The sequence below is a fragment of the Halomonas elongata genome (genome assembly GCF_029081005.1).
In the GTDB taxonomy this organism is placed as follows: domain Bacteria; phylum Pseudomonadota; class Gammaproteobacteria; order Pseudomonadales; family Halomonadaceae; genus Halomonas; species Halomonas elongata_B.
Genome location: NZ_JAJQTQ010000035.1, coordinates 1 through 25218 on the forward strand (window position 1 = coordinate 1; position 25218 = coordinate 25218).

At 64.4% G+C, this 25218-nt stretch carries 18 protein-coding genes; 14 read left to right on the plus strand and 4 right to left on the minus strand.

Going from position 1 to position 25218, the window contains the following annotated elements:
- Positions 1-77 precede the first annotated feature (77 nt).
- Positions 78-2294 carry a primosomal protein N' gene (locus LU493_RS17730; protein WP_275289160.1) on the minus strand — a complete coding sequence of 739 codons (2217 nt, stop codon included), beginning with the start codon at positions 2292-2294 and terminating at the stop codon, positions 78-80.
- A gap of 165 nt (positions 2295-2459) precedes the next feature.
- On the opposite strand from LU493_RS17730, the gene rpmE reads away from it, so the two are divergent.
- On the plus strand, positions 2460-2672 hold the full coding sequence (gene rpmE / locus LU493_RS17735) for a 50S ribosomal protein L31 (RefSeq protein ID WP_275289137.1): 213 nt from the start codon (positions 2460-2462) through the stop codon (positions 2670-2672).
- 340 nt (positions 2673-3012) lie between these two features.
- Positions 3013-4284 (plus strand): malic enzyme-like NAD(P)-binding protein, encoded by a 1272-nt coding sequence (locus LU493_RS17740; protein ID WP_275289138.1) that lies wholly within the window; start codon positions 3013-3015, stop codon positions 4282-4284.
- A gap of 67 nt (positions 4285-4351) precedes the next feature.
- Here LU493_RS17740 and LU493_RS17745 read toward each other — a convergent pair whose 3' ends face one another.
- Together LU493_RS17745 and LU493_RS17750 are read right to left on the minus strand one after the other, a co-directional pair.
- Positions 4352-5104, minus strand: a complete 753-nt coding sequence (locus LU493_RS17745) for a DUF481 domain-containing protein (RefSeq protein ID WP_275289139.1) — start codon at positions 5102-5104, stop codon at positions 4352-4354.
- Positions 5105-5202: 98 nt separating this feature from the next.
- The gene (locus LU493_RS17750) at positions 5203-7731 is read right to left on the minus strand and encodes a penicillin-binding protein 1A (protein WP_275289140.1); all 2529 of its coding nucleotides are present in this window, start codon (positions 7729-7731) and stop codon (positions 5203-5205) included.
- 245 nt (positions 7732-7976) lie between these two features.
- Here LU493_RS17750 and pilM point away from each other — a divergent pair, with 245 nt between their 5' ends.
- From pilM to eno, 12 genes are all read left to right on the plus strand, one after another.
- The gene (gene pilM / locus LU493_RS17755; RefSeq protein ID WP_275289141.1) at positions 7977-9044 is read left to right on the plus strand and encodes a type IV pilus biogenesis protein PilM; all 1068 of its coding nucleotides are present in this window, start codon (positions 7977-7979) and stop codon (positions 9042-9044) included.
- Positions 9041-9589, plus strand: a complete 549-nt coding sequence (locus LU493_RS17760) for a PilN domain-containing protein (protein WP_275289142.1) — start codon at positions 9041-9043, stop codon at positions 9587-9589. The genes pilM and LU493_RS17760 overlap by 4 nt, the downstream gene beginning before the upstream one ends.
- Positions 9586-10206 (plus strand): type 4a pilus biogenesis protein PilO, encoded by a 621-nt coding sequence (locus LU493_RS17765; RefSeq protein WP_275289143.1) that lies wholly within the window; start codon positions 9586-9588, stop codon positions 10204-10206. The genes LU493_RS17760 and LU493_RS17765 overlap by 4 nt, the downstream gene beginning before the upstream one ends.
- Positions 10203-10715 carry a pilus assembly protein PilP gene (locus tag LU493_RS17770; RefSeq protein WP_275289144.1) on the plus strand — a complete coding sequence of 171 codons (513 nt, stop codon included), beginning with the start codon at positions 10203-10205 and terminating at the stop codon, positions 10713-10715. Before LU493_RS17765 ends, LU493_RS17770 begins: the two co-directional genes overlap by 4 nt.
- Positions 10716-10747: 32 nt before the next feature.
- A complete protein-coding gene (locus LU493_RS17775) occupies positions 10748-12076 on the plus strand; it encodes a type IV pilus secretin PilQ (RefSeq protein ID WP_343076104.1) in 1329 nt (442 codons plus the stop codon).
- Positions 12076-12618: a shikimate kinase AroK gene (gene aroK / locus LU493_RS17780; RefSeq protein ID WP_275289145.1), complete on the plus strand. Its 543-nt coding sequence runs from the start codon at positions 12076-12078 to the stop codon at positions 12616-12618. Before LU493_RS17775 ends, aroK begins: the two co-directional genes overlap by 1 nt.
- Before the next feature lie 4 nt (positions 12619-12622).
- On the plus strand, positions 12623-13747 hold the full coding sequence (gene aroB / locus LU493_RS17785; RefSeq protein WP_275289146.1) for a 3-dehydroquinate synthase: 1125 nt from the start codon (positions 12623-12625) through the stop codon (positions 13745-13747).
- A 427-nt stretch (positions 13748-14174) separates the two neighbouring features.
- Positions 14175-18623, plus strand: a complete 4449-nt coding sequence (gltB, locus tag LU493_RS17790; RefSeq protein ID WP_275289147.1) for a glutamate synthase large subunit — start codon at positions 14175-14177, stop codon at positions 18621-18623.
- Between the two features lie 23 nt (positions 18624-18646).
- Positions 18647-20065 (plus strand): FAD-dependent oxidoreductase, encoded by a 1419-nt coding sequence (locus LU493_RS17795; protein ID WP_275289148.1) that lies wholly within the window; start codon positions 18647-18649, stop codon positions 20063-20065.
- Positions 20066-20446: 381 nt separating this feature from the next.
- A complete protein-coding gene (locus LU493_RS17800; protein ID WP_275289149.1) occupies positions 20447-22102 on the plus strand; it encodes a CTP synthase in 1656 nt (551 codons plus the stop codon).
- A gap of 5 nt (positions 22103-22107) precedes the next feature.
- Positions 22108-22959, plus strand: coding sequence for a 3-deoxy-8-phosphooctulonate synthase (gene kdsA / locus LU493_RS17805; RefSeq protein ID WP_275289150.1), 852 nt, complete (start codon positions 22108-22110; stop codon positions 22957-22959).
- A 42-nt stretch (positions 22960-23001) separates the two neighbouring features.
- On the plus strand, positions 23002-24294 hold the full coding sequence (eno, locus tag LU493_RS17810) for a phosphopyruvate hydratase (RefSeq protein ID WP_275289151.1): 1293 nt from the start codon (positions 23002-23004) through the stop codon (positions 24292-24294).
- 568 nt (positions 24295-24862) lie between these two features.
- Here eno and fdxA read toward each other — a convergent pair.
- Positions 24863-25186 carry a ferredoxin FdxA gene (fdxA, locus tag LU493_RS17815; RefSeq protein ID WP_275289152.1) on the minus strand — a complete coding sequence of 108 codons (324 nt, stop codon included), beginning with the start codon at positions 25184-25186 and terminating at the stop codon, positions 24863-24865.
- Positions 25187-25218 lie beyond the last annotated feature (32 nt).

Genomic DNA, 25218 nt, shown 5'->3' on the forward strand with positions numbered 1-25218 from the left:
ACGGCTTACGGCTTACGGCTTACGGCTTACGGCTTACGGCTTACGGCTTACGGCTTACGGCTTACGGCTTACGGCTTTCAGCTGAGGGTCTGCGGGTCGATATCCAGCGACCAGCGTACGCGCCGTGCGGCGGGTTCGGCTTCCAGCCAGGCGATGAGCCAGGCGCCGGCTTCGTGAAGGCGGCTGCGTTTGTCGGCGCCGAGCATTACCTGCATGTGGTAGCGGTTCTGGCGGCGCTCCATGGGGGCGGGGACCGGGCCGAGGCAGTCGACGTCCAGGCCGCGTTGTTCGATGTGCTGCCGGGTGGCCTCGGCGACGCGGTCGCCGAGTTCGCTGACGTCGCGCTCGCGCGGGCTCTCCAGTCGCAACAGTGCCAGAAACCGGAAGGGCGGCAGGCTGGCGGCCCGCCTGTCCTCGAGCAGCTGCTCGGCCAGTGCATCGTAGCCCCGAGCCGCCAGGAGCCGGAGGTTGGGGTCGTCGGGATGCAGGGTCTGGACCAGCACGCGACCGGGGTGGGAGGCGCGGCCGGCGCGGCCGGCGACCTGTTCCAGGAGCTGGGTGCTGTGCTCCAGGGCGCGAAAGTCGCTGGCATAGAGGCCGGCGTCGGCATTGACCACGACGACCAGATTGACGTGCGGCAGGTGATGACCCTTGGCCAGCATCTGGGTCCCGACCAGCAGGCAGGGCTCGCCCCGGCGCACTTCACCGAGCGTACGCTCCAGGGCATCGCGTCGTCGGGTGCTGTCGCGGTCGATACGATGCACCGGCGTGTCGGGAAAACGTTCCGCCAGGGTTTCTTCGGTGCGTTCCGTCCCGCTGCCCAGGGGGCGCAGATCGGCACTGCCGCAATCGGGGCAGGCGTCGGGCAGGCCACGGCGATGATCGCAGTGGTGGCAGGCCAGCAGTGCCGGCTGGCGATGCAGGGTCATGTGCGCATCGCAGTGGTCGCACTCGGCCAGCCAGCCACAGGCGTGGCAGGCCAGGGTGGGGGCGAAACCGCGGCGGTTGATGAATACCAGGACCTGGTGTCCAGCGTTCAGCGTGGTCGTGATGGCGTCGATGACGGGGGCGATCAGGCCGCCCTGGCGGGGGCGGCCACGCAGGTCGACCAGTTCGAGTCGGGCCGGGGCATGACGGCTGGCGCGGCGGGTCAGGCGCAGGTGGCGGTAGTCGCCGGCCTGGGCGCGGTGCAGCGACTCCAGCGAAGGTGTGGCACTGCCCAGCACTACCGGGATGCCGTGACGATGGGCCCGTATCACCGCCAGGTCCCGGGCGTGGTAGCGCAGCCCTTCCTGTTGCTTGAAGGAACCGTCATGTTCCTCGTCGACGATGATCGCGCCGGGGCGGGCCAGGGGCGTGAAGATCGCCGAGCGGGTGCCGATGACGATGGGGGCCCGGCCGCTGGCGGCGGCCTCCCAGGCGTCCAGTCGTTCATGGTCGGTGAGGCCGGAATGCAGTGCCACCACCGGTACCTGAAAACGCTTGCGGAAGCGCTCCAGGGTCTGGGGGGTCAAGCCGATTTCGGGGACCAGGACCAGGGCCTGACGCTGCCGGCCGACGACTGCCTCGATCAGTTGCAGGTAGACCTCGGTCTTGCCGCTGCCCGTGACGCCGTGCAGCAGGCAAGGATGGAAGGCGTCCAGCCCTTCGTGGAGGGCGCCCATGGCGGCGGCCTGCTCGCCGTTCAGGGGCAGGGCCGGCTCGGCAAGCGAGGGCCCCTTCGGCGGGCCGCCACCGGTCACGGGTTCCTCGTGACGTTCGATGAGCCCCTTGTTGACCAGGGCCTTGAGCTGCTCGCGGGTGAAGGACTGGGCCAGCACTGCCTGGGTGACCAGACCATGTGGATGCTGGCGCAGCATGGCCAGCAGGGCGGCCTGTCGCGGGGCGCGCTCGAGTCCCGCCGGAGCATCGGCGCGTCCCGCCGGCGTGACGGTCCAGCGTTCCCGGGTGCGTGCCGTCAGGGCGCGGCCCTGGCGCAGCAGGGCGGGCATGGCATGGTGCAGGGTATCGCCGGTGGCGTGCTGATAGTAGCGGGCGGTGAAGCGGCACAGCCATAACCAGTCGTCGGGCAGGGGGATATCGTCCAGGCGGGCGTCGATCGACTTGAGGTCAGCCAGCGGCAGCTCGCTCGCCTCGCGGCATTCGATGACCACGCCCACCACCTGGCGTCGCCCGAAGGGTACGCGTACCCGCAAGCCCGGGCGCCAGCCGTCCGGCGGTGCCGGGCCTGCGGGGCGATAGTCGAACAGTCGGCGCAACGGCGAGGGAATGGCGACCCCCAGTACTCGGGGCATAGGGCATGGGGAATCGGGCAATTGGCCTCCGGTGCCGGCTCTGCTAGAATGCTCCGCCGCCGCGTCACCCTGATGGCGCGGGCAGCCGGTTTGCACGTTCCGATAAACCGTATGCGGTGCCTGGCGGAAGATCAGGTGGCGGCATACAGCTTTGCGAGGCTCAAGATGAAACAAGGTATCCATCCGAATTACAAGACGGTCAGCGCGACCTGTTCCTGCGGCGCCACCTTCGACGTGGGCTCCACCGCCGACCAGGAGCTGTACCTGGACGTCTGCTCTCAGTGCCATCCCTTCTACACGGGCAAGCAGAAGCAGGCCACCACTGGTGGTCGTGTCGAGCGCTTCAACAAGCGCTTCGGTGCTGCCCTCAAGCGCTGAGCAACGCCTCTCGGCTGCGTGCCGGAGAGACGAGAGGAACCCGCCCCTGGAGGCGGGTTCTTTTTTTGGTGACCACCCTCCCTGGCGGTCACCCGTCGGGCCGTCAATATGTGACGTCAAAAATCGCTCCCGGCGATTTTTTGGGTTGGGTGCCATGCTCGGAACGGGCAATGCAGCAATAAGGAATGCATTATGATTGAATGCTTTTCTATAAGTTTCAGCAAATAGTTGGCAACGGTGCTCAATTGGCGTGAAAAATTGCCGAGTTGCATCAATTTGAGAAATGGAAGTTTTTTCTATAATCTGAGCATCCTATTGAATCGCAGATCGGATCCTCAGCATGACAGACGCGAAGAGACAGGCGGCGCTGGACTATCACGCGAAACCCATTCCCGGAAAACTGTCGGTGGAGTTGACGAAACCTACCGCCACGGCCCGAGATCTCGCTCTGGCTTATAGCCCGGGTGTGGCCGAGCCGGTTCGGGAGATCGCACGGGACCCGGAAAATGCCTATCTCTATACCGGAAAGGGCAACCTCGTCGCCGTCATTTCCGATGGTAGCGCCATCCTCGGCCTGGGCAATCTGGGGCCCCTGGCCAGCAAGCCGGTCATGGAAGGCAAGGGCGTGTTGTTCAAGCGATTCGCCGGTATCAATTCCACCGATGTCGAGGTCGATGCCGAGAGTCCCCAGGCTTTCATCGATACGGTGACCCGCATCGCCGACAGTTGGGGTGGAATCAACCTCGAGGACATCAAGGCCCCGGAGTGTTTCGAGATCGAGCGTACCCTGGTCGAGCAGTGCAACATCCCGGTGTTCCACGACGATCAGCATGGTACTGCCATCGTCACTGCGGCGGGCATGCTCAACGCCCTGGATATCGCCGGCAAGTCGCTGGAGAGCGCGAAGATCGTCTGTCTGGGCGCTGGTGCGGCGGCGATTGCCTGCATGAAGTTGCTGGTGGCGTGTGGGGCGCGTTCCGAGAACCTGGTGATGCTGGATCGCAAGGGCGTTATTCACAGTGGCCGCGAGGATCTCAACCAGTACAAGGCCATGTTTGCCGTCGATACCGACAAGCGTACCCTGGGTGATGCCATCGAGGGCGCCGATGTCTTCGTCGGGCTGTCCGGTCCCGGCCTGATGACCGAGGAGCATATCCGTCGGATGGCGGACAACCCCGTGGTATTCGCCTGCACCAACCCCGATCCGGAGATTCATCCGGACCTGGCGCGGGAAGCACGCCCCGACGTGATCATGGCCACGGGGCGTTCGGACTATCCCAACCAGGTCAATAACGTGCTGGGGTTCCCTTTCATTTTCCGGGGTGCCCTGGATGTGCGGGCAACGCGTATCAACGAGGAAATGAAGGTGGCGGCGGTCCACGCGCTCAAGGATCTGGCCCGCGAGCCGGTGCCCAAGGTGGTGCTGGAGGCCTACGAAAAGGAAGCCATGAGCTTCGGCCGCGACTACATCATTCCCACGCCGATCGACGTTCGTCTGCTCGAACGCGTCTCTTCGGCGGTTGCCCAGGCGGCGGTGGATTCCGGCGTGGCGCGTCGCCCCTATCCTTCCCATTATCCGCTGAAGACGGTGGATGACGTCTATGGCGGCTGAGTCCGCAACCCCGCACAACGCTTCATGACGACGACGCCGGCCCAAGGGCCGGCGTCGTCGTCATGGCTCACCAGTCGTAGACCAGCGATGCGGTGGTGGTGTGGTCGGTCTTGGCCATCGCGTCCTCGGGAGGTCGAGAGTTGTGCTCGATCTCGTGTGAGAGCTTGAGGGCCAGATGCTCGTTGAGGCCGGCGGTCAGGGAAGACAGTGAACGCGACGTGAGGTTCTCGCGGGTGTGTTCGAGGGAGAATTCCTGGCCGAGGGAGGCGGTATCGGACATCTCCCACTGATAGTCCATGGCGCCGTAGGCCACGCTCAGGTTGCGATCATCCGTATCCGGCAGGCTGTCGTGGCGGTAGCCCGGCCCGACTTCCAGTGCCAGTGTCTGGCGGCTGTCATTCAGCAGGCGGCGGCCATAGCCGGCGATGGCAGTGGACTGATAGCGGTAGCCGCTGAAGCGATCCTTGTCCCAGCGCGTGAAGCCGAACAGATAGTCCGTGCCATTGAGGTCGTAGCGTTCTCGGGCGGTCGCTTGATAGCGCTCGGCGCTGGTCTCGTCATCCTGGGTGACGTGGCGTATCTCGCCACGCAGGCTGTGGGTGAAGGCGCCGGTCAGCCAGGCCAGGTGGCCCTTGGTGATCAGTGTCTGGCTGTCGGTATTGCCGGAAAGGCTGGTATAGCCGAGTTCGGCCATGCCGCTCCAGGCCGGGGCGTCCTTCTCGGGAGGCGGTGGCGAATAGAAGGGGCGGGCATTGGCATCGCCGACGAATGCCAGCAGTCCCAGGCTGGGCCAAAGGAAGTGGCGCACCTTGAGGCGCATGATGATCTCCCGGTCATCGTGGATGGAGGCTGGGGGGACGTCCGGGCGATGAGAGCCGAGGCGGCATCCTGCCGCCTCGGTGGTTCAGTCGTGGGGAATCAGAAGATGGCTTCGTAGATCCCGGTGCCCTCCGAGCCGCTCTCCTGTTCGACTTCCTGTTCCACACGACGCGGTTGATAGCTGGGCAGATGATCGGCGCGAAACAGCTCCTGGATGCCCCCGCCCTGGTCATCGCGCAGCAGGCGGCCGGAGTCGGGGTCCACGCGTCGTTCGACGATATTCTCGGGGCGCTCGGGCAGTCGCTCCGGGCGGCCTTCGAGGGCCTGCGCCATGAAGTCCACCCAGATCGGCAAAGCGGCCTGGGAGCCGTACTCGGCGGTGGGCGAGTTGTCATCCTTGCCTACCCAGACGGTCGTGGCGAGGTCCATGTTGAAGCCGGCGAACCAAGCGTCGCGCTGGTCATTGGTCGTGCCGGTCTTGCCGACGATGTCTTCGCGTTCCAGCGCCAGGGCGCCACGTGCGGTGCCGTTCTCGACCACTTCGCGGAGCATGTCGCGGAGGAGGTAGACCGCTCCCTGATCGGCGATACGGGGCGCGACCCGGTAGGTCTCGCCATCGATCTCGGTGGTCGTCTGGTCGGGCGCGCAATCGCGACAGGCCACCCTGGGATCGGCCTTGTCCACCAGGGAGTCGTGTTCGCCGCGGGTCACGCGCTGGATGAACCAGGGCTGGACGCGGAAGCCGCCGTTGGCGAGCGTCGCATAGGCGCGGGTCATCTCCAGGGGCGTCAGGCTGGCACTGCCCAGGGCGAGGGAGAGGCCATGGGGCAGACGCTCCGGATTGAAGCCGAATTCATCGAGAAATTCGAGGGTGCGGTCGAGTCCCAGCGATTGCAGCAGACGGATGGTGACCAGGTTGCGGGAACGGGCCAGCCCCACTCGCAGTCGAGTCGGGCCCAGGAAATCACCGCTGGAGTTGCTGGGACGCCATAGCTCGTCACTTCCGTCGCTCATGACCACCGGAGCATCGTTGATCACGGTGGCGGGGGTCACGTCGCCACTGTCGAGTCCCGCCAGGTAGATGAACGGCTTGAAGATGGAGCCGGATTGGCGCCGGGCCTGGACGGCGCGGTTGAACTTGCTGGCGTCGAAGTCGAAACCGGCCTGCAACGCCAGGATTGCCCCCGTCCGGGGTTCCATGACAACCAGTGAGCCCTGGGCATCGGGCTGCTGGGAAAGTCGCCAGCTGCCGTCCTCGCGTTGCATGATGCGTACCAGCGAGCCGGGAGCGGCGATGTCGGCGGCGCTGTTGGGCGCCGCACCGCGGCTACGCGCGCTGCGATAGGGGCGGGCCCAGTCGAGGGCGTCCCAGTCGAGGGTCTTGACCTCCTGGTCGCTGGTCAGCACGCGCATCTCGCGGCCTTCGCTTTCGACCACGATGGCCGGTTGCAGCGGGCCGAGCTCCGGGGTGCGCTCGAGCACCTGCAACCAGTTGCTGACATCGCCTTCTATGCCGTCCACCTCGGTCTGGCTGCGCTCGGCGGCGCGCCGCGCAGTCTCCATGACCTCCGGCGATTCGGAGAGCTCTTCCTCGAGCCCCTGGCGTTCGGTACGCTCCTGGGCCTCGGCCAGGCTGCGCGGGATGTCGGTCTGTTCAGGGCCGCGCCAGCCGTGACGAGTATCGTAGGCGATCAGGCCGTTGGCCAGGGCCTGGCGGGCCTGGGGCTGGAGTTCGCTGTCGAGGGTCGTGGTGATCCGGTAACCCCCGGTATAGGCCTTGTCGCCGAAGCGCTCGGTAGCGAACTGACGCGCCATTTCGGCGACATAGTCGGCCTGGACTTCGGCCTTGGCGACATGGCGCCGGGCGGTGATCGGTGCCTGAACGGCTTCCTGATAGGCAGCTTGATCGATGAAACCGAGGTCGCGCATGCGGAACAGGATCCAGTTGCGACGGATCAGGGCGCGTTCGGCATTGGCCAGAGGATTGAAGGCGGAAGGCGCCTTGGGCAGGCCGGCGATCATGGCCTGCTCGGCCAGGGTCAGCTCCTCCAGCGGACGGTCATAGTAGACCTCGGCGGCGGCGGCGATGCCGTAGGAGCGATGGCCGAGGAAGATCTTGTTGACGTAGAGCTCGAAGATATCCTCCTTGCTGAGGATCTGCTCCATCTCCAGCGATAGCAGGATCTCGCGAACCTTGCGGATATAGGTGCGATCGAGGGTCAACAGGTAGTTGCGTGCAACCTGCATGGTGATGGTCGAGCCCCCCGACTGGATATCGCCACCGCTGGCGACCAGTTCAACGGCGGCTCGAGCCAGCCCTTTGGGGTCGACCCCGTGATGATCGAAGTAGCTGGCGTCCTCGGCGGCCAGCAGGGCCTGGACCATGCCCTGGGGGATCTCGTCGAACGCCACCGGCATGCGCCGTTCTTCACCGAATTCACCGATCAGTTTGCCATCGCGGGTGAAGATGCGCAGCGGGGTCTGCAGTTCGAAATCCTGCAGCTGGCGAACGTCCGGCAGCCCCGGGGCGAAATACAGTGCCGCGCCGACCACGGCCAGCACCGAGGCGGTGGTAAGTGAAACCAGCAGCCAGAGTGCTGAAAAAACCAGGGTTCTGAGGAACTTCATGAAAACGCGGTATCCGTGCTGAGAACGAGAACGTCGTAGCGAGGTGCGAAGCGTGGTCGTGCGATGCGATGGCCATTATAGGAAGACGGCGAAGGGACCACCAGCGTTGACAGGTGGCGACAGTGCTTTTGTGCGGAATTTGCCATTTGCATCTAACCTTCGTGAACGGGCTTGCGATAGTGATCGACGAGGCGCAGGGAGGCGCTGGATGCCCGTGGCATGACGCACACCGGAGAGTGTGAGCGATGTTGCGATTCAAGGCAGCCGACAAGGGATTGATCGGTGTCGATATCGGTTCGGCGGCCGTCAAGCTCATTGAGCTTCGTTTCGAGGGCGGCGAACCGCGGATATCGGGACACGGTGCGGTGCCCTTGCCGCCGGGCGCTGTGATCGAAAATCATGTCCATGATACGGAGGCCGTCGCCGACGCCCTGTCGCGCGCATTGGCGTCTGCCAGGCCCCTTGGCAGGCGGGCTTGTGTCGCGGTGCCGGCCGAAGCCTCCATCGTCAAGACCCTGAACCTGCCCGCCTCGCTGGACGAGGATGACATCGAGTCCCGTCTTCAACTCGAGTCCGACAAGCATATTCCTTTTCCGTTCGGTGAGGTCGCCTTCGATTTCCAGTCCCTGGGACCGCTCGCCGAAGAGACCGGCCAGCAGTCGGTGCTGCTGGTTGCCTGCCGTCGCCATGTCGTCGCCCAGCGTGCCGAGCTGTTGAGCCGTGTCGGGCTGACGCCGAGGGCCGTGGATGTCGATACCTTTGCCGTGGAGCGGGCGATGGCGGCGTTCGGTGCCTGTCCTGCTGCTTCCCTGGCGGAAGAGGAGGACGGGATGGCGCTGATGGATATCGGCGTCGACAGCAGCACGCTCCATATCCTGCATCGCGGACGCATCACATACCGCCATGATATTGCCTTGGGTGGGAGGGCGTTGATCGATGAAGCCCGTGATCCCCCTGGGCTCGACGCATCCGAGGCGGGGCATGAGCCGGACCGCAGCGATCTGTCGGATGATTATCGATGTCGCGTGCTGGTGCCCTTCATCGAATCCCTGGCAGTGCAGATCGGTCGTGCCCTGCAGCTTTATTACACCGCGGGGCGCCGCCCTGAGGTAAGACGCATGTCCCTGGTGGGAGCGGCCAGCGTGCTGCCGGGGCTCGCGGGGCACCTGGCGGAGAAAGTCGACATGCGAGTGACGGTCATCAACCCGTTGCGTGGCCTGAAATCGCATCCGCGCGTTGATGGGCGGGCCCTGGCCGAGAATGCCCCGGACATGCTGGTCGCCTGCGGGCTGGCGATACGGGGGCGGACATGAGGATCGAGATCAACCTGCTGCCGTGGCGCGAGGGGCGGCGAGAAAGGCGTCGTCGACGCTGGCGCGTCATGCTGCTGGGTGCCCTGCTGATCGGTGTGGCGGCCGGGTACGCCGTGGAGCGTTATTACGCCGCTCGACTCGATGCGCAGCAGCGTCGCCATGCGCTCATCGAGCGTCATGCTGAAGCGCTGAAACCCGCTGTTCTGGCGGTCGAGCGTCAACAGGCGCGGGTGGACGAACTCAAGCGGCGTCAGGCCGCGCTGCGCAAGCGCCTCGACAGGCGTACCGACATCCTGAACACCTTCAATGGATTGGTCGCCACGCGGGTGGAGGGGGTGCGTTATTCGGCCCTCGAGCAGCGGGAGGGGCTGCTGATGTTGCATGGGTCGGTCGACAGTCATCGGCGAATCGCCGCGCAACTGCAGGCGCTGGAGACGTCTCCCATCTTCGAAGCGCCATCGTTGTCGGAGGTGGAGCCCTTGTCGCGAGGGTGGCGTTTCCGGTTGAGCGTGGTGCAGGCAGGCCAGGGAGGGGATTCGTCGTGAGATGGCAATCGGTCTGGCATCGACTGACGCATCTGGAGTGGCGCGAACTGGATGTCCGCGACGCTGACCAGTGGCCCCTCGGCCTGCAATGGTCGTGCTGCGGACTGCTGGCGGCCGTGCTGTATGCCGCGAGCCATGTGTATCTGGCACTGCCGGTCGCGCAGGCCCTGGAGGACGCGAGGCGCGAGGAAACGGCGTTGCTGGAGGCCTATCGCGATGATGCCGAGCGTGCGGCGCTCCTGTCGGGGGTGCGTGAACAAGCGGTGGCGCTCGAGCGGCATCTGGCCGAGCTAGAGTCCGCCTTCCCCGAGACGGCCGACATGGCGTCGTTGATCGACGACATCGGCACGGCGGCGCTCGAGCATCAATTGACCCTCGAGGCGATACGGCTTGAAGCCGTTGACGAAAGGCGTTTCGTCGTCGTTCATCCCATTGCGGTTCGCGTGACCGGCCCTTACCACCGGCTCGGTGGCTTCATCGCCGATGTCGCCAATTTCCCACGCTTGGTGACCCTGCATGACGTTCGACTGGCGATGGTCGAGGGTCGATTGCAGCTGTCGGTGCAGGCCCGGGCTTATAACGCCCGCCCGCCGAGTGCCGGGGAGCCAGGACGATGAGGCGTTGGCGTCGGGTCGTTGTGATGGGGCTGGCGATGCTGGCGGCGGGTTGCCAGGACGCTGGCCTCGAAGCGCTGGAACAACGGCTCGTGGCATGGCGTGACGATACCGTTGCTCCGCCCATGAAGGGATTGTCGGCACCGCCGGTGTCTGCACCGGTGAGCTACCGCTTCGCCGATACCCCTGATCCGTTCTCGTTCGTCGATTCAAGGACTGGGCGGGTCGATGGGCCAGGGATGTCGACGCCGCATGCCGCACGGGCACCGCTCGAAGGCCATGCGCTCGACGCGTTGGTCCTGGTGGGGACATTGCGTGTTGCCGGTGAGGCCTGGGCACTGGTGGAGACGCCGGAGGGGCGCGTGCATCGAGTGGGTAGCGGTGATCGCCTGGGACGCCATCGAGGGCGCATCGTCACTATCGCGGGTGCGGCGGTGCACCTGGTGGAGAGACGCCCCGATGGCAACGGGGGCTGGGACGAGCGTGACGTCACCCTGATGCTGGATGACTGAGGCGTCGCGCCCACGGCAAGGAGGCTGGGGACATGACAAGAATGCGGAATGGCGCGGTGAGTGCCGTCTGGCTGGTGATGATGGCCGTTGCCGCGTTGCCCTGTCGGGGGTGGGCGGTAGAGGATGTCGGCGATGACGTGCCCCCCATCTCGCTCAACCTTCGGGATGTCTCGATACGTACCGCGCTGGCGGCCATCGCCGATGTCACCGATCTCAATCTGGTGGCCAGCGACGGTGTATCCGGGCGAGTGACATTGAACCTCGAGGAGGTGCCCTGGCAGCAGGCGTTGGCGCTGATACTCGAAAGCCAGGGGTTGGCCAGCCGTCAACGGGGGAATGTCATTATGGTGGCGCCTGTCGAGGAGCTGGCGAGGCGCGGAAGCGCGGAGGCGGAGGTCGGGAGCATCATGTCCGAGCCGCCGTTGGCAACCGAGCATCTGCGCATCAAGTATGCCAGGGCGGCGGATCTGGCGGGGATGCTGCGAGGCGAGAACGGGGTGGGCCTGCTGACGGAGCGCGGCCGGGTCGCCGTGGATGTGCGTACCAACACCTTGGTGGTACAGGATACCGTCGAGCGCATTGCCGCGGTTCGACGGATGCTGGCGCGTCTCGACGTGGCGGTGCGGCAGGTGCGCATCGAGGCGCGTATCGTCATCGCTCGGGACAGCGTGGCGCGCGAGCTGGGGGTTGCCTGGGGGCTGTCCGCCGGCGGAGGCAGTACGCCGAACGGGCTCAATGCCAGTGGCGCCTCCAGCGGCGTGGCCGAGCGTGGTGGCTTGGCCGTGGACCTGGGGAGTGCCCAGTCACCGGCCACCACCTTCGGGTTCGGCTATCTGTCCGGGGATGTGCTGCTCGACCTGGAGCTGCGTGCCCTGGAAAGCGAAGGCAAGAGTCGAATCATCTCCCAGCCCAGGGTGATCACTGCCAATCAACGCACCGCGTTGATCAAGCAGGGGACCGAAATTCCCTACCAGGAGGCGACGTCCAGCGGCGCCACCAATGTCGAGTTCAAGGAGGCGGTCCTGTCCCTGGAAGTCACGCCCCAGATCACGCCCGACGATCACATCATCATGGAGCTCGCGATCAACAACGATACCGTCGCCCAGGAGACCTTCGGCGGGGCGCCTGCCATCGATACCAACCAGATCGCCACCCAGGTGCTGGTCGACGACGGTGATACCGTGGTGCTGGGCGGAATTCTCACCACCGAGCAGGTACGTCAGCTGTTCAAGACCCCCTTGCTGGGCGATCTTCCGCTGCTTGGCCATCTATTTCGCTATACCGAGAACAGCAGCGATAAGGTAGAGTTGTTGGTATTCATCACGCCCCGAATACTGGACGACAACCTGGCGACTCACTAATGCCGGCATTACCCAACCTGATCCTGGTCGGCCCCATGGGGGCCGGGAAAAGTACCATCGGCCGCCTGCTGGCAGCCGACCTGTCACGAGACTTTCTCGACAGCGATCACGAGATCCAGTCGCGTTGCGGCGCCGATATTCCCTGGATCTTCGATGTGGAAGGCGAGGCGGGGTTTCGCGACCGCGAGGCCCAGATGATTCGTGAGCTGGCCGAGCGCGAGCAGGTGGTCATCGCGACCGGCGGAGGGGCCGTGCTGCGCGAGGAGAACCGCCGGGTCCTGCGTGAAAGCGGTACCGTCATCTACCTATATACCACCGTGAGCCAGCAACTGCGACGCACCGCCAAGGATCGCAATCGCCCGCTGCTGCAGCGTGATGATCGCCGTCAGGTGCTCGAGGAGATGTTCGTGCTGCGCGATCCGCTCTACCAGGCCACATCCGATATCATCGTGCGCACCGACCGTCGGGGCCCGCGCGCCGTGGCGGGCGATATCCTGCGCCGCGTGGAGCGCCTGGTCGACCCACTCCAATGCAAGGCCTGATCCCATGACGCAATCTCATGATGTCCCGCCCTCCCATGATGCCCTGAGTACCCTGAGGGTGGCGCTGGGCGAGCGCAGCTATCCCATCCACATCGGTCCGGGGCTGCTGGGCGACGCGCAGTGGTTGACGCCCCATCTCGCCGGTCGCCAGGTGATGGTGGTGACCAACGAGACAGTGGCGCCGCTGTATCTGGACGCGCTCAAGCGTGGGCTGCCGGACGAGCTCGAGGTGCAGGCGCTGGTGCTGCCCGACGGTGAGGCGACCAAGACGCTGGCGAGCGTCGAACGTATCTGGGACGCCCTGCTGGCGGCCGGATTCAATCGGCGCTGTACCCTGATCGCCCTGGGGGGCGGCGTGATCGGCGACATGGTCGGCTATGCCGCCGCCAGCTACCAGCGCGGTGTTGCCTTCATCCAGGTGCCCACGACGCTGCTGGCCCAGGTGGATTCGTCGGTCGGTGGCAAGACAGGGGTCAATCACCCTCGGGGCAAGAACATGATCGGTGCCTTCTGGCAGCCTCGCGCGGTGCTGATCGACACGGATACCCTGGCGAGCCTGCCGCCTCGTGAGTTGTCCGCCGGGCTGGCCGAAGTCATCAAGTATGGCCTGATCCGGGATGTCGGCTTTTTATCCTGGCTGGAGGAACGGATGCCGGCATTGCGACGTCTCGACGTCGATGCCCTGACGCCTGCCATCGAGCGCAGTTGCAGTCTCAAGGCCGAGATCGTCGCCGAGGACGAAACGGAGCAGGGGATGAGGGCCCTGCTCAACCTGGGTCACACCTTCGGTCACGCCATCGAGGCGCACCAGGGCTATGGGCACTGGCTGCACGGCGAGGCCGTCGGGGCCGGCATGCTGATGGCCGCAGAGTTGTCGCATCGACTGGGCTGGCTCGATGCGGCGGACGTGGCAAGGGTTCGCGCGATCCTCGAAGCGGCATCGTTGCCGTTGGCGGCGCCGGCGGGCATGGGCGAGTCGGATTTCCTGTCGCTGATGCGTCTGGACAAGAAGAATCTGGATGAACGATTGCGCCTGATCCTGTTGCGCCGCCTCGGTGATGCCTGCATTCATGACGAGACGCCCCCCGAAATGCTGAAGACGCTGCTGCAGGCGTTCCCGCGCCAATAGCGAGCAGGAGTCGAACCGGCTGCCAGCGACGACGCCCGCGCATTTGCCGCGGGCGTCGTCGTCATGGGGCGCCCCGGTTTGCATGAATTCGCATGCCATATGCCAGATCGGCATGGGGGTTGGCGCGGTTTTGCGACTAAAGTCTTATTATTGGTATCGAGCCTCCGGCCGTCTCGCGAGTGCTTTGCAATCCGTTGAGTTGGTTGGTTTTTTTTATTGAATGTGCGTGCAAGTCTCGGATTTGGCGGAGAAAACGGAAGATGATCGAGGCGCAGGGCGTTGCGTCGAGGGTGGGGGCTGGCTATTCTGGTCGGCCTTTTGCCGTGCAGTTGAGGGCCCTGATAGGGCTTTCGTGTAAAAAGAAAAACATAAAAAAATAACACATAATATCTGCAAATAAAATACTCTTCGTAGCTGAGGCACGTCCATGAACCGAGGTCTCCACCAGCCCGACGAATTCCGTGACAACTGTGGGTTCGGCTTGATCGCCCACATGGAGGGGCAGGCCAGCCACGACTTGCTGAAGACCGCCATCGAGTCGCTGACCTGTATGACGCACCGTGGCGGCATCGCCGCCGATGGCAAGACCGGCGACGGCTGCGGCCTGTTGCTGAAAATGCCCGAGTCCTTCATGCGCGAAGTGGCGCAGGAGGCGCTCGGTGTCGAGCTGGGCGAGCGTTTTGCGGTCGGCTCGATCTTTCTGCCCGATGACGATGCCCGAGAGGCGCTGGGCCGGGAAACCCTGGAAACCGAACTGGCCAGGCGCGGGCTGAAGGTGCTGGGCTGGCGTGACGTGCCGGTGGACGCCAGTGTCTGTGGTCCCATGGCGCTGGATTGCCTGCCGCGTATCCGGCAACTGTTCGTCGAGCCCGGCGAAGCGACCGGCGATACCTTCGATGTCGATCTGTTCATGGCGCGCCGCCATGCCGAGCAGGTCCTGCGCGACGACGAGGACTTCTATGTCTGCTCGTTGTCGACCGAGGTGGTGTCCTACAAGGGCCTGGTGATGCCGGTGGATCTGCCCGCCTTCTATCACGATCTGGGCGATACCCGCCTGGAAACGGCCATCTGCGTCTTCCATCAGCGCTTCTCGACCAACACGGCGCCGCGCTGGCCGTTGGCCCAGCCATTCCGCCTGCTGGCCCACAATGGCGAGATCAACACCATCCAGGCCAACCGTGGCTGGGCCAACTCGCGCAAGGAGAACTTCACCAGCGAACGGTTGCCCGATATCGCCGAGCTCGACGAGATCGTCAATACCACTGGCTCCGACTCCTCGAGCATGGACAACATGCTCGAGGTGTTGCTCACCGGCGGCATGGACCTGCATCGCGCGGTGCGCATGATGGTGCCGCCGGCCTGGCAGAACGTCGAGATCATGGATGGTGACCTGCGCGCCTTTTATGAATACAACTCCATGCATGTGGAGCCCTGGGACGGTCCGGCCGGCGTGGTCATGACCGATGGTCGGCAGGCGGTCTGCATGCTCGATCGCAATGGCCTGCGTCCGGCGCGTTGGGTGATCACCAGGAACGGCTACATTACCCTGGCCTCGGAGATCGGCACCTACGACTACAAGCCCGAGGACGTGGTGGCCAAGGGCCGTGTCGGTCCCGGCCAGATCCTGGCCGTGGATACCGAGACCGGCGAGGTCCTGCATACCGAGGACATCGACTCACGACTCAAGTCGGCCTATCCCTACAAGCGCTGGCTCAAGCAGGAGGCCAACTATCTGGAATCGGCGCTCACCGAGCTGGCGCGCTTCCAGAACATGGATGCCGATGCCCTGGCCGTGCAGCAGAAGATGTTCCAGATCAGTTTCGAGGAGCGCGACCAGGTATTTCGCCCCCTGGCCGAAAGCGGCCAGGAGGGGGTGGGGTCCATGGGGGACGACACGCCCATGGCGGTATTGTCCGGCAAGCAGCGGCTGCTGACCGACTATTTCCGCCAGAAATTCGCCCAGGTCACCAACCCGGCCATCGACCCGCTGCGCGAGTCGATCGTGATGTCGCTGGAGAGCTGCATCGGTGCCGAGCTCAATGTCTTCCAGGCAACGCCGGAACATGCGCACCGCCTGATCCTGACCACGCCGGTGCTGTCGCCACGCAAGTTTTCCGCTCTGGTGTCCCATGAAGATCCGGCCTTCACCAGCCGGACGCTGTCGCTGGCCTATGATCCCGAGACCACGGGGCTCAAGGGGGCGCTCCAGGCGTTATGCGCCGAGGCCGAGCGAGCCGCCCGGGGTGACACGGTGCTGCTGGTGCTCTCCGACGCCGATCTGGAGAAGGGGCAGTTGCCCATTCATGCAGCCCTGGCGGTGGGGGCGGTGCATCATCATCTGGGCCGCCTGGCCCTGCGTCCCCGCGTCAACCTGATCGTCGAGACCGGGTATGCCCGCGACGCGCATCAGATGGCGGTGCTCTTCGGGGTGGGGGCCACGGCCGTCTATCCCTGGCTGGCCTATCAGGTCATGGCCGACATGCATCGCACCGGCGAACTGGTGGGCAATCCTGCCGATGCACGCGAGAATTACCGCAAGGGCCTGCAGAAGGGGTTGTTCAAGATCCTCTCGAAAATGGGGATCTCGACACTGGCCTCCTATCGTGGCTCTCAACTGTTCGAGGCCGTGGGACTGGCGTCCGAGGTCATGGACATGTGCTTCACCGGCATGGCCTCGCGCATCGAGGGCACCGGCTTCTCCGAGCTGCAGCTGCAGCAGGAACTGCTGGCCAGGGATGCCTGGAAGCCGCGCAAGGGGATCTCCCAGGGCGGCCTGATGAAGTACGTGCATGGCCACGAATACCATGCCTACAACCCGGATGTGGTCAAGTCCCTGCAGGAGGCCGTGCAGGAAGGCGATTACGCCAAGTGGAAGAAGTTCGCGACCCTGGTCAACGAACGCGATCCGGCCACCATCCGTGACCTGCTTCGGCTCACGCCCGCCGAAACGCCGTTGCCGCTGGAGGACGTGGAGCCCGTCGAGGACCTGCTGCCGCGCTTCGACAGTGCTGGCATGTCGCTGGGCGCCCTGAGCCCGGAGGCCCACGAGGCCCTGGCCCAGGCCATGAACGAGACCGGAGGGCGCTCCAACTCCGGTGAGGGCGGCGAGGATCCGGCCCGCTACGGCACCATCCGAAGCTCCAAGATCAAGCAGATCGCCTCCGGGCGTTTCGGCGTCACGCCGGCCTATCTGGCCAATGCCGAGGTGCTGCAGATCAAGGTGGCCCAGGGCGCCAAGCCCGGCGAGGGCGGCCAACTGCCCGGCGGCAAGGTCAATGAACTGATCGCTCGGTTGCGCTACTCGGTGCCCGGCGTGACACTGATCTCGCCGCCGCCGCACCACGACATCTATTCCATCGAGGACCTGGCTCAGCTGATCTTCGACCTCAAGCAGGTCAATCCCCGTGCGCAGGTCTCGGTGAAGCTGGTCTCCGAACCCGGCATCGGCACCATCGCCACCGGCGTGGCCAAGGCCTATGCCGATCTGATCACCGTCTCCGGCTATGATGGCGGTACCGCGGCGAGTCCGCTGACCTCCATCAAGCATGCCGGCAGTCCCTGGGAGCTGGGGCTACCCGAGGTCCACCAGGCGCTGCGCATCAATGGCCTGCGCGACAAGATCCGTCTACAGACCGACGGCGGTCTGAAGACCGGGCTCGATGTCATCAAGGCGGCGATCCTCGGCGCCGAGAGCTTCGGTTTCGGCACCGCGCCGATGGTCGCGCTGGGCTGCAAGTATCTGCGCATCTGCCACCTCAACAACTGCGCCACAGGCGTGGCCACCCAGAACCAGTACCTGCGCGACGAGCACTTCCGCGGCACCGTCGACATGGTCAAGCACTACTTCCGCTTCATCGCCGAGGAAGTGCGCGAGTTGATGGCGATGCTGGGCGTGAGCCGGCTCACCGACCTGATCGGCCGTACCGACCTGCTCGAGGCGATCGAGGGCGTGACGCCCTCCCAGCGCCGGCTGGATCTGTCGCCGCTGATGACCAACGACTTCGTGCCGGCCGAGGCGCCGCAGTTCTGTCATGTCGATCGCAACGTTCCCCATGACCCGGGTGCCAAGAACCAGGAGGTGCTCGAGGCCCTGAAGATGGCTATCGAGGACAAGTCCGGCGGTGAGTTTGCGTTCGACATCACCAACTGCGATCGCAGCGTGGGCGCCCTGGCCTCCGGTACCATCGCCAAGCGGTACGGCGAGATGGGCCTCGAGGATGCCCCGCTTACCGCGCGCTTTCGCGGCGTGGCCGGGCAGAGTTTCGGGGTCTGGAATGCCCGCGGCCTCAACCTCTACCTGGAGGGTGACGCCAACGACTATGTCGGCAAGGGCATGAACGGTGGCAGGGTCGTGATCGTGCCGCCGCGGGAGAGCCGCTTCGAGAGCCACAAGACGGCGATCATCGGCAATACCTGCCTGTACGGCGCCACCGGCGGCAAGTTGTTTGCCGCCGGCACCGCCGGCGAGCGTTTCGGGGTGCGCAACTCCGGCGCCCATGCGGTGATCGAAGGGGCCGGCGACCACTGCTGCGAGTACATGACAGGCGGCCTGATCGCGGTGCTCGGCGAGACTGGGGTCAACTTCGGTGCCGGCATGACCGGCGGCTTCGCCTACGTGCTGGACGAGGATCGTACCTTCGTCGACAAGTACAACCATGAGCTGGTGGAGATCCACCGCGTCAACACCGAGGCCATGGAGGCCCATCGGCGACACCTGAGGGAAATCATCGAGGAATTCGTCGCGGAGACCGGCTCGCAACGCGGCCGCGACATCCTCGAGGACTTCAGTGACTTCATCCGCCACTTCTGGCTGGTGAAGCCCAAGGCGGCGAGCCTTGCCAGCCTGCTGGCTGAATCCCGTCGGCGTCCCGAGTAAGCCTGGAGAGAGGAGCACACAACATGGCCAACCGTCTGAGCAACGACTTCCAGTTCATCGATGTGGGTCGTCAGGACCCCGAGAAGAAGCCGGCTCGCACCCGGGCGAAACAGTTCGCCGAGATCTACGAGCCCTTCAAGCCTCAGGATGCCGCGTCCCAGGCACACCGCTGTCTGCACTGCGGCAACCCCTACTGTGAATGGAAGTGCCCGGTTCACAACTACATCCCCAACTGGCTGCAACTGGTCAGCGAGGGCAACATCCTGGAGGCCGCCGAGCTTTCCCATCGCACCAACTCGCTGCCCGAGGTGTGCGGCCGGGTGTGCCCCCAGGACCGGCTCTGCGAGGGCGACTGCACGCTCAATGATGGCTTCGGCGCGGTGACCATCGGCTCGGTGGAGAAGTACATCACCGACACCGCCTTCGCCATGGGCTGGCGCCCGGACATGTCCAGGGTCGCCTGGACCGACAAGAAGGTGGCGATCATCGGTGCCGGCCCGGCGGGGCTCGGTTGTGCCGATATCCTGGTGCGCAACGGCGTCAAGCCGGTGGTGTTCGACAAATACCCGGAGATCGGTGGCCTGCTGACCTTCGGTATTCCCGAATTCAAGCTCGAGAAGACCGTGATGGAGCGTCGTCGGGCAGTGTTCGAGGAGATGGGCGTGGAGTTTCGCCTCGGGGTAGAGGTCGGTCGAGACATGCCCTTCGACGAGCTGCTCGAGCAGTATGATGCCGTCTTCCTCGGTATGGGCACCTACAAGTACATGGAAGGCGGCTTTCCCGGCGAGGACCTGCCGGGCGTGCACAAGGCGCTCGACTATCTGGTCGCCAACGTCAATCACTGCCTGGGGTTCGAGACGGACCCGGCGGACTACGTTTCCCTCGAGGGCCAGAAGGTCGTGGTGCTGGGCGGTGGCGACACCGCCATGGACTGCAACCGCACCGCCATCCGCCAGAGCGCCGCTTCCGTGACATGCGCCTACCGCCGCGACGAGGAGAACATGCCCGGCTCGCGCAAGGAGGTCGCCAATGCACGTGAAGAAGGCGTGGACTTCCTGTTCAACCGTCAGCCGGTGGCGGTGGTCGGCGAGGATCGGGTCGAGGGCATCAAGGTCGTGCGGACCCGTCTCGGTGAACCCGACGAGAATGGTCGTCAGCGCCCCGAGGTCGTGCCCGGCTCCGAAGAGGTGGTGCCCGCCGACGCGGTGGTCATCGCCTTCGGCTTCCAGCCGAGCCCGGCGCCCTGGTTCGAGACCGTCGGCATCGAACTCGACGAGAGAGGGCGAGTCAAGGCGCCCGAAGAAGGCGCCTATGCCTTCCAGACCACCAACGAGAAGATCTTCGCCGGTGGCGATATGGTGCGCGGTTCGGACCTGGTGGTGACTGCCGTGTTCGAAGGACGACAGGCTGGCGAAGGGATCCTCGACTATCTGGACGTGTAAGCCGCGGGCGATGGGCCTCGAGCAAGATGCTTCGTGTCAGTCATGGGCCGCGGGCCACGGGCTGCGAGCCACGAGCAGGGCAGAGTCATCATCCTGCTCGAAGCTCGAAGCTCGAAGCTCGAAGCTCGAAGCTAGCGGCGCCGGGGACAGGTCGTAGAGGGGGTCTTTTGCCATGGATGGCAAAAGTAGCGCCCAGGGAGGGGTTCACAGCGCCCCCTCGTAGACCTGTCGCCGGGAAAGCCGCGGCCTTGGAGTCCTCTCCATGATCCTGCTTGGCGCTTGGTGCTCAAATTGAGCCATTGGTCGTCATCTGCTATTCTGTGGCCCCATCCTGGCGCGGCTTCCTGCCGGGCCTACCGATCACGTTTCGACAGGTTCTCCATGACACGATATATCTTCGTGACCGGCGGCGTTGTGTCCTCACTCGGCAAGGGCATTGCGTCGGCCTCGCTGGCGGCTATCCTGGAGGCGCGCGGCCTCAAGGTCACCATGCTCAAGCTCGACCCCTATATCAATGTGGATCCGGGCACCATGAGCCCCTTCCAGCATGGCGAGGTGTTCGTCACCGAGGATGGTGCCGAGACCGACCTCGACCTGGGGCATTACGAGCGTTTCATTCGCACGAAGATGACCCAGGCCAACAACTTCACCACCGGCCGTGTCTACGAGCACGTGCTGCGCAAGGAGCGTCGCGGGGATTATCTGGGGGGCACCGTGCAGGTGATCCCCCACATCACCGACGAGATCAAGCGTCGTGTCTACGAGGGTGGCAAGGGGTTCGATGTGGCGCTGGTCGAGATCGGCGGCACCGTGGGGGATATCGAGTCGCTGCCGTTCCTCGAGTCGATCCGCCAGATCAGAAGCGAGCTGGGTGCCAGCCGGGCGATCTTCATGCACTTGACGCTGGTGCCCTACATCAAGACCGCCGGCGAGACCAAGACCAAGCCGACCCAGCACAGCGTCAAGGAACTGCGTTCCATCGGTATCCAGCCGGATATCCTGATCTGTCGTAGCGAGGTGGAGCTCGAGGAAGGCGAGCGTCGCAAGATCGCGCTGTTCACCAACGTCGAGGAGCGTGCCGTCGTGCCGTTGCAGGATGCCGATACCATCTATCGGATCCCGTTGATGCTGCATGAGCATGGCCTGGACGAGATCGTCTGCGACAAGCTGCGCCTGGAGGCCGGCGAAGCGGATCTCGGCGAATGGATTCGGGTGCTCGATGCCAAGCTCAATCCGCTCAAGTCGATCAACATTGCCATGGTCGGCAAGTACATGGAGCTGCTCGACGCCTACAAGTCGCTCAATGAAGCGCTGACCCATGCCGGTATCCAGTCCCGGATCAAGGTCAACATCGACTACATCGATTCCGAAGACATCGAGCGTCACGGTCCCGAGCGGCTGGCCGGCAAGGATGCGATCCTGGTGCCCGGCGGTTTCGGCGAGCGCGGGGTCGAGGGCAAGATCGCCACTGCCCGGTTCGCCCGGGAAAACCATATACCTTTCCTGGGCATCTGCCTCGGGATGCAGGTGGCGGTGATCGAGTTTGCTCGCCACATGGCGGGATGGGACGACGCCAACTCCACCGAGTTTACCCGCGAGACTCAGCATCCGGTGGTCGGCCTCATCACCGAATGGATCAGCCCGGAAGGCAATATCGAACTGCGTGACGAGGCCTCGGACCTGGGAGGTACCATGCGTCTGGGCGGGCAGGTCTGCCGTCTGGCGTCGGGGACCCGTGCCCGTGAGGCCTACGGCGACGACGAGATCGTCGAACGTCACCGTCATCGCTTCGAGGTCAACAATCAGTTCGTCGAGGCCCTGGAAAAGGCCGGCCTGGTGGTGTCGGGCAAGAGCGTCGACGGCTCCCTGGTGGAAATGGTCGAGTTGCCCGACCATCCCTGGTACGTGGCCTGTCAGTTTCACCCCGAGTTCACCTCCACGCCCCGTGACGGCCACCCGCTGTTCAGCGGCTTCGTCAGTGCGGCACTGGAACACAAGGCGGTACGCAGCCGCGCCCAGTCCACCCCGCAGGAGTGAGACCGATGACCGACCCCGAACGCCCCATTGAATTCGCCGGCCTTCGGGTCGGCAATTCACTGCCGCTGACCCTGTTCGGCGGCATGAACGTGCTGGAGTCCCGGGAACTGGCCCTGGAGGTCGCCGAGGCCTATGTCGAGATCACCTCCCGGCTCGGCATGCCCTATGTGTTCAAGGCCAGTTTCGACAAGGCCAACCGCAGCTCCATCCATTCCTTCCGAGGCCCCGGCCTGGAGGAAGGAGTGGCGATGCTTGCCGAGATCAAGGATCGCTTCGGGGTTCCGGTGATCACCGACGTGCATGAACCCTGGCAGGCTGCGCCGGTGGCGGAAGTCGCCGATGTCATCCAGCTACCGGCCTTTCTGGCCCGCCAGACCGACCTGGTGGTGGCCATGGCCGAAACCGGTGCGGTGATCAACATCAAGAAGCCGCAGTTCCTCGCGCCCCACGAGATGCGCCACATCCTGCGCAAGTGCGAGGAAGCCGGCAATGACCGCCTTATCCTCTGTGAACGGGGATCGAGCTTCGGCTACAACAACCTGGTGGTCGACATGCTCGGTTTCGGTGACATGAAACAGACCGGCTACCCCCTGCTGTTCGATGTGACCCACGCCCTGCAGCGCCCCGGCGGGCGTGCCGACAGCGCCGATGGGCGTCGTGCCCAGGTCGCCGAGCTGGCGCGTGCCGGGGTGGCCGTGGGGCTGGCGGGGCTCTTCCTGGAGGCGCATCCGGATCCCGACAATGCCAAGTGCGATGGGCCCTGTGCCTTGCCGCTGGACAAGCTCGAGCCCTTCCTGGCGCAGCTCAAGGCGCTGGATGACCTGGTGAAGGGGTTTGACGCACTCGAGATTGCCTGATTTTTTCAACGCTGACTGACTCGCTTAAGGACGACACAACTTATGACCAAGATCGTCGATATCCGCGCCCTCGAGGTGCTCGATTCACGTGGTAACCCGACCGTACAGGCCGAGGTGCGCCTGGAAAGCGGCGCCGTGGGGGAAGCCTGCGCGCCCAGCGGTGCCTCTACCGGCTCTCGCGAGGCCCTCGAGCTGCGCGACGGTGACAAGTCCCGGTATCTTGGCAAGGGCGTGTCGAAGGCCGTGGCGGCCGTCAATGGCGAGATTCGCGGGCGTCTGGTGGGCATGGACGCGCGTGATCAGCGAGGCCTCGATGGCGCCATGCTCGAGCTCGATGGCACCGAGAACAAGGCGGAGCTCGGCGCCAACGCGATCCTCGCGGTATCCCTGGCGGCTGCCAAGGCAGCGGCCAACGCCAAGGGAGTGCCGCTCTACGCCCACATCGCCGAGCTCTACGGCCAGCCGGGCCAGTACCTGATGCCGGTGCCGATGATGAACATCCTCAACGGCGGCGAGCATGCCGACAACAATGTCGATATCCAGGAGTTCATGATCCAGCCGGTGGGAGCCGGGAGCTTCCGCGAAGCCCTGCGCATGGGCGCCGAGGTGTTCCATGCCTTGAAGAAGGTCTTGGCCGGACGTGGCCTGGCGACCGCCGTGGGTGACGAGGGCGGCTTCGCACCGAATCTCGCCTCCAATGCCGAGGCACTGGCGGTGATCAAGCAGGCCGTGGCGGATGCCGGCTATGAACTCGGTCGTGATGTCACCCTGGCGCTGGATTGCGCCTCCAGCGAATTCTATCGGGATGGTCAGTACGCCTTGTCCGGTGAGGGCAAGTCCTTTGATGCTGCCGGTTTTGTCGAGTACCTGGCCGAGCTGTGCGACCAGTATCCGATTGTCTCCATCGAGGATGGCATGGATGAGTCCGACTGGGACGGCTGGAAGGCGCTGACCGACAAGCTCGGCGACAAGGTGCAACTGGTGGGCGACGATCTCTTCGTCACCAATACGCGTATCCTCAAGCGCGGTGTCGATGAGAGGATCGGCAACTCCATCCTGATCAAGTTCAACCAGATCGGTTCGCTTTCCGAGACCCTGGATGCCATCAGAATGGCTCAGGATGCCGGTTTCACGGCCGTCATCTCGCATCGCAGCGGCGAGACCGAGGACACGACCATCGCCGACCTGGCCGTGGGCACCAGCGCCGGCCAGATCAAGACGGGCTCGCTGTGCCGCAGTGACCGCGTCGCCAAGTATAACCGCTTGCTGGTGATCGAGCGCGACCTGGACGGGCGAGTGGACTACCCCGGGCGCGGCGCCATCAAGGGGCAATAAGCGAACACTGTTGTTTTTGGCTCGTTATTTTGTAGGAGATTTCCTACAGATAACCTGAGACATTAACGACAAAACTCCTACGAAGACCGGTGCCTCGAGTATCGGTCTTTTTCTATCTATTTGATTTTTATAGTTATTTAGAAAGAAGTGCATGGCAGTGTTCTCGTCATGACGCCATTCTGGCCACTTGAGAAGCCTCGCAGGCGTGCCACAATGTACTCGGGACAAGGGAGAGCGGAGCTCTTCCGGCAGGATGCCACGGGATGCAGTCTCGAGTGCGCTCGGTGTGACAGGACGTCGCCTCCGGGCATGGACAGCACTCGCAGGATGGAGAGCGAAGGGATTCGCTCGAGGATTAGCTAGGAGCGGGCGGCCTGCGGGCCGCCTTTTTGTGCCTGGTGTTCTCCTTCTCACCATGAGGCAAAAGCAAGAACGCCGAATGTCGAGAGACATTCGGCGTTCTTGTGTCCTGCCGGTGCCATGGCCTGGGCGAGCACCGTGACCGAGCTCGCACACATGCCGCATTCAGGGCCGGCGAGCGCCGCCTTTGGTGGAATATACCCGCTTGCTAGCGCTCCAGCTGCTCCAGCTTGCCTTCCTTGCCGTCCCACTCCTCGGCGTCTTCCGGTGGATCCTTCTTCTCGGTGATGTTCGGCCAGGTTTCGGAGAGTTCGGCATTGATCTCTATGAACTGCTCTTGTCCCTCCGGCAGTTCGTCCTCCGAATAGATCGCCTCGGCCGGGCATTCCGGTTCGCACAGGGCGCAGTCGATGCACTCGTCGGGGTGGATCACCAGGAAGTTGGGGCCTTCATAGAAGCAGTCCACCGGGCAGACCTCGACACAGTCGGTGTACTTGCACTTGATGCAGTTTTCGGTGACGACGAATGTCATGTCTGTCTCCCTTCCTCGGGCCGGGTTGCGCC

What these genes read in the sequence shown, in the direction of transcription:
- aroB (WP_275289146.1), top strand. Translation starts at nt 12,623, where the DNA reads ATGACGCAATCTCATGATGTCCCGCCCTCCCATGATGCCCTGAGTACC.
- pilM (WP_275289141.1), top strand. Translation starts at nt 7,977, where the DNA reads ATGTTGCGATTCAAGGCAGCCGACAAGGGATTGATCGGTGTCGATATC.
- gltB (WP_275289147.1), top strand. Translation starts at nt 14,175, where the DNA reads ATGAACCGAGGTCTCCACCAGCCCGACGAATTCCGTGACAACTGTGGG.
- LU493_RS17770 (WP_275289144.1), top strand. Translation starts at nt 10,203, where the DNA reads ATGAGGCGTTGGCGTCGGGTCGTTGTGATGGGGCTGGCGATGCTGGCG.
- LU493_RS17750 (WP_275289140.1), bottom strand. Translation starts at nt 7,731, where the DNA reads ATGAAGTTCCTCAGAACCCTGGTTTTTTCAGCACTCTGGCTGCTGGTT.
- LU493_RS17795 (WP_275289148.1), top strand. Translation starts at nt 18,647, where the DNA reads ATGGCCAACCGTCTGAGCAACGACTTCCAGTTCATCGATGTGGGTCGT.
- rpmE (WP_275289137.1), top strand. Translation starts at nt 2,460, where the DNA reads ATGAAACAAGGTATCCATCCGAATTACAAGACGGTCAGCGCGACCTGT.
- aroK (WP_275289145.1), top strand. Translation starts at nt 12,076, where the DNA reads ATGCCGGCATTACCCAACCTGATCCTGGTCGGCCCCATGGGGGCCGGG.
- LU493_RS17775 (WP_343076104.1), top strand. Translation starts at nt 10,748, where the DNA reads ATGACAAGAATGCGGAATGGCGCGGTGAGTGCCGTCTGGCTGGTGATG.
- LU493_RS17730 (WP_275289160.1), bottom strand. Translation starts at nt 2,294, where the DNA reads ATGCCCCGAGTACTGGGGGTCGCCATTCCCTCGCCGTTGCGCCGACTG.
- fdxA (WP_275289152.1), bottom strand. Translation starts at nt 25,186, where the DNA reads ATGACATTCGTCGTCACCGAAAACTGCATCAAGTGCAAGTACACCGAC.
- LU493_RS17760 (WP_275289142.1), top strand. Translation starts at nt 9,041, where the DNA reads ATGAGGATCGAGATCAACCTGCTGCCGTGGCGCGAGGGGCGGCGAGAA.
- LU493_RS17740 (WP_275289138.1), top strand. Translation starts at nt 3,013, where the DNA reads ATGACAGACGCGAAGAGACAGGCGGCGCTGGACTATCACGCGAAACCC.
- eno (WP_275289151.1), top strand. Translation starts at nt 23,002, where the DNA reads ATGACCAAGATCGTCGATATCCGCGCCCTCGAGGTGCTCGATTCACGT.
- LU493_RS17800 (WP_275289149.1), top strand. Translation starts at nt 20,447, where the DNA reads ATGACACGATATATCTTCGTGACCGGCGGCGTTGTGTCCTCACTCGGC.
- LU493_RS17745 (WP_275289139.1), bottom strand. Translation starts at nt 5,104, where the DNA reads ATGCGCCTCAAGGTGCGCCACTTCCTTTGGCCCAGCCTGGGACTGCTG.
- kdsA (WP_275289150.1), top strand. Translation starts at nt 22,108, where the DNA reads ATGACCGACCCCGAACGCCCCATTGAATTCGCCGGCCTTCGGGTCGGC.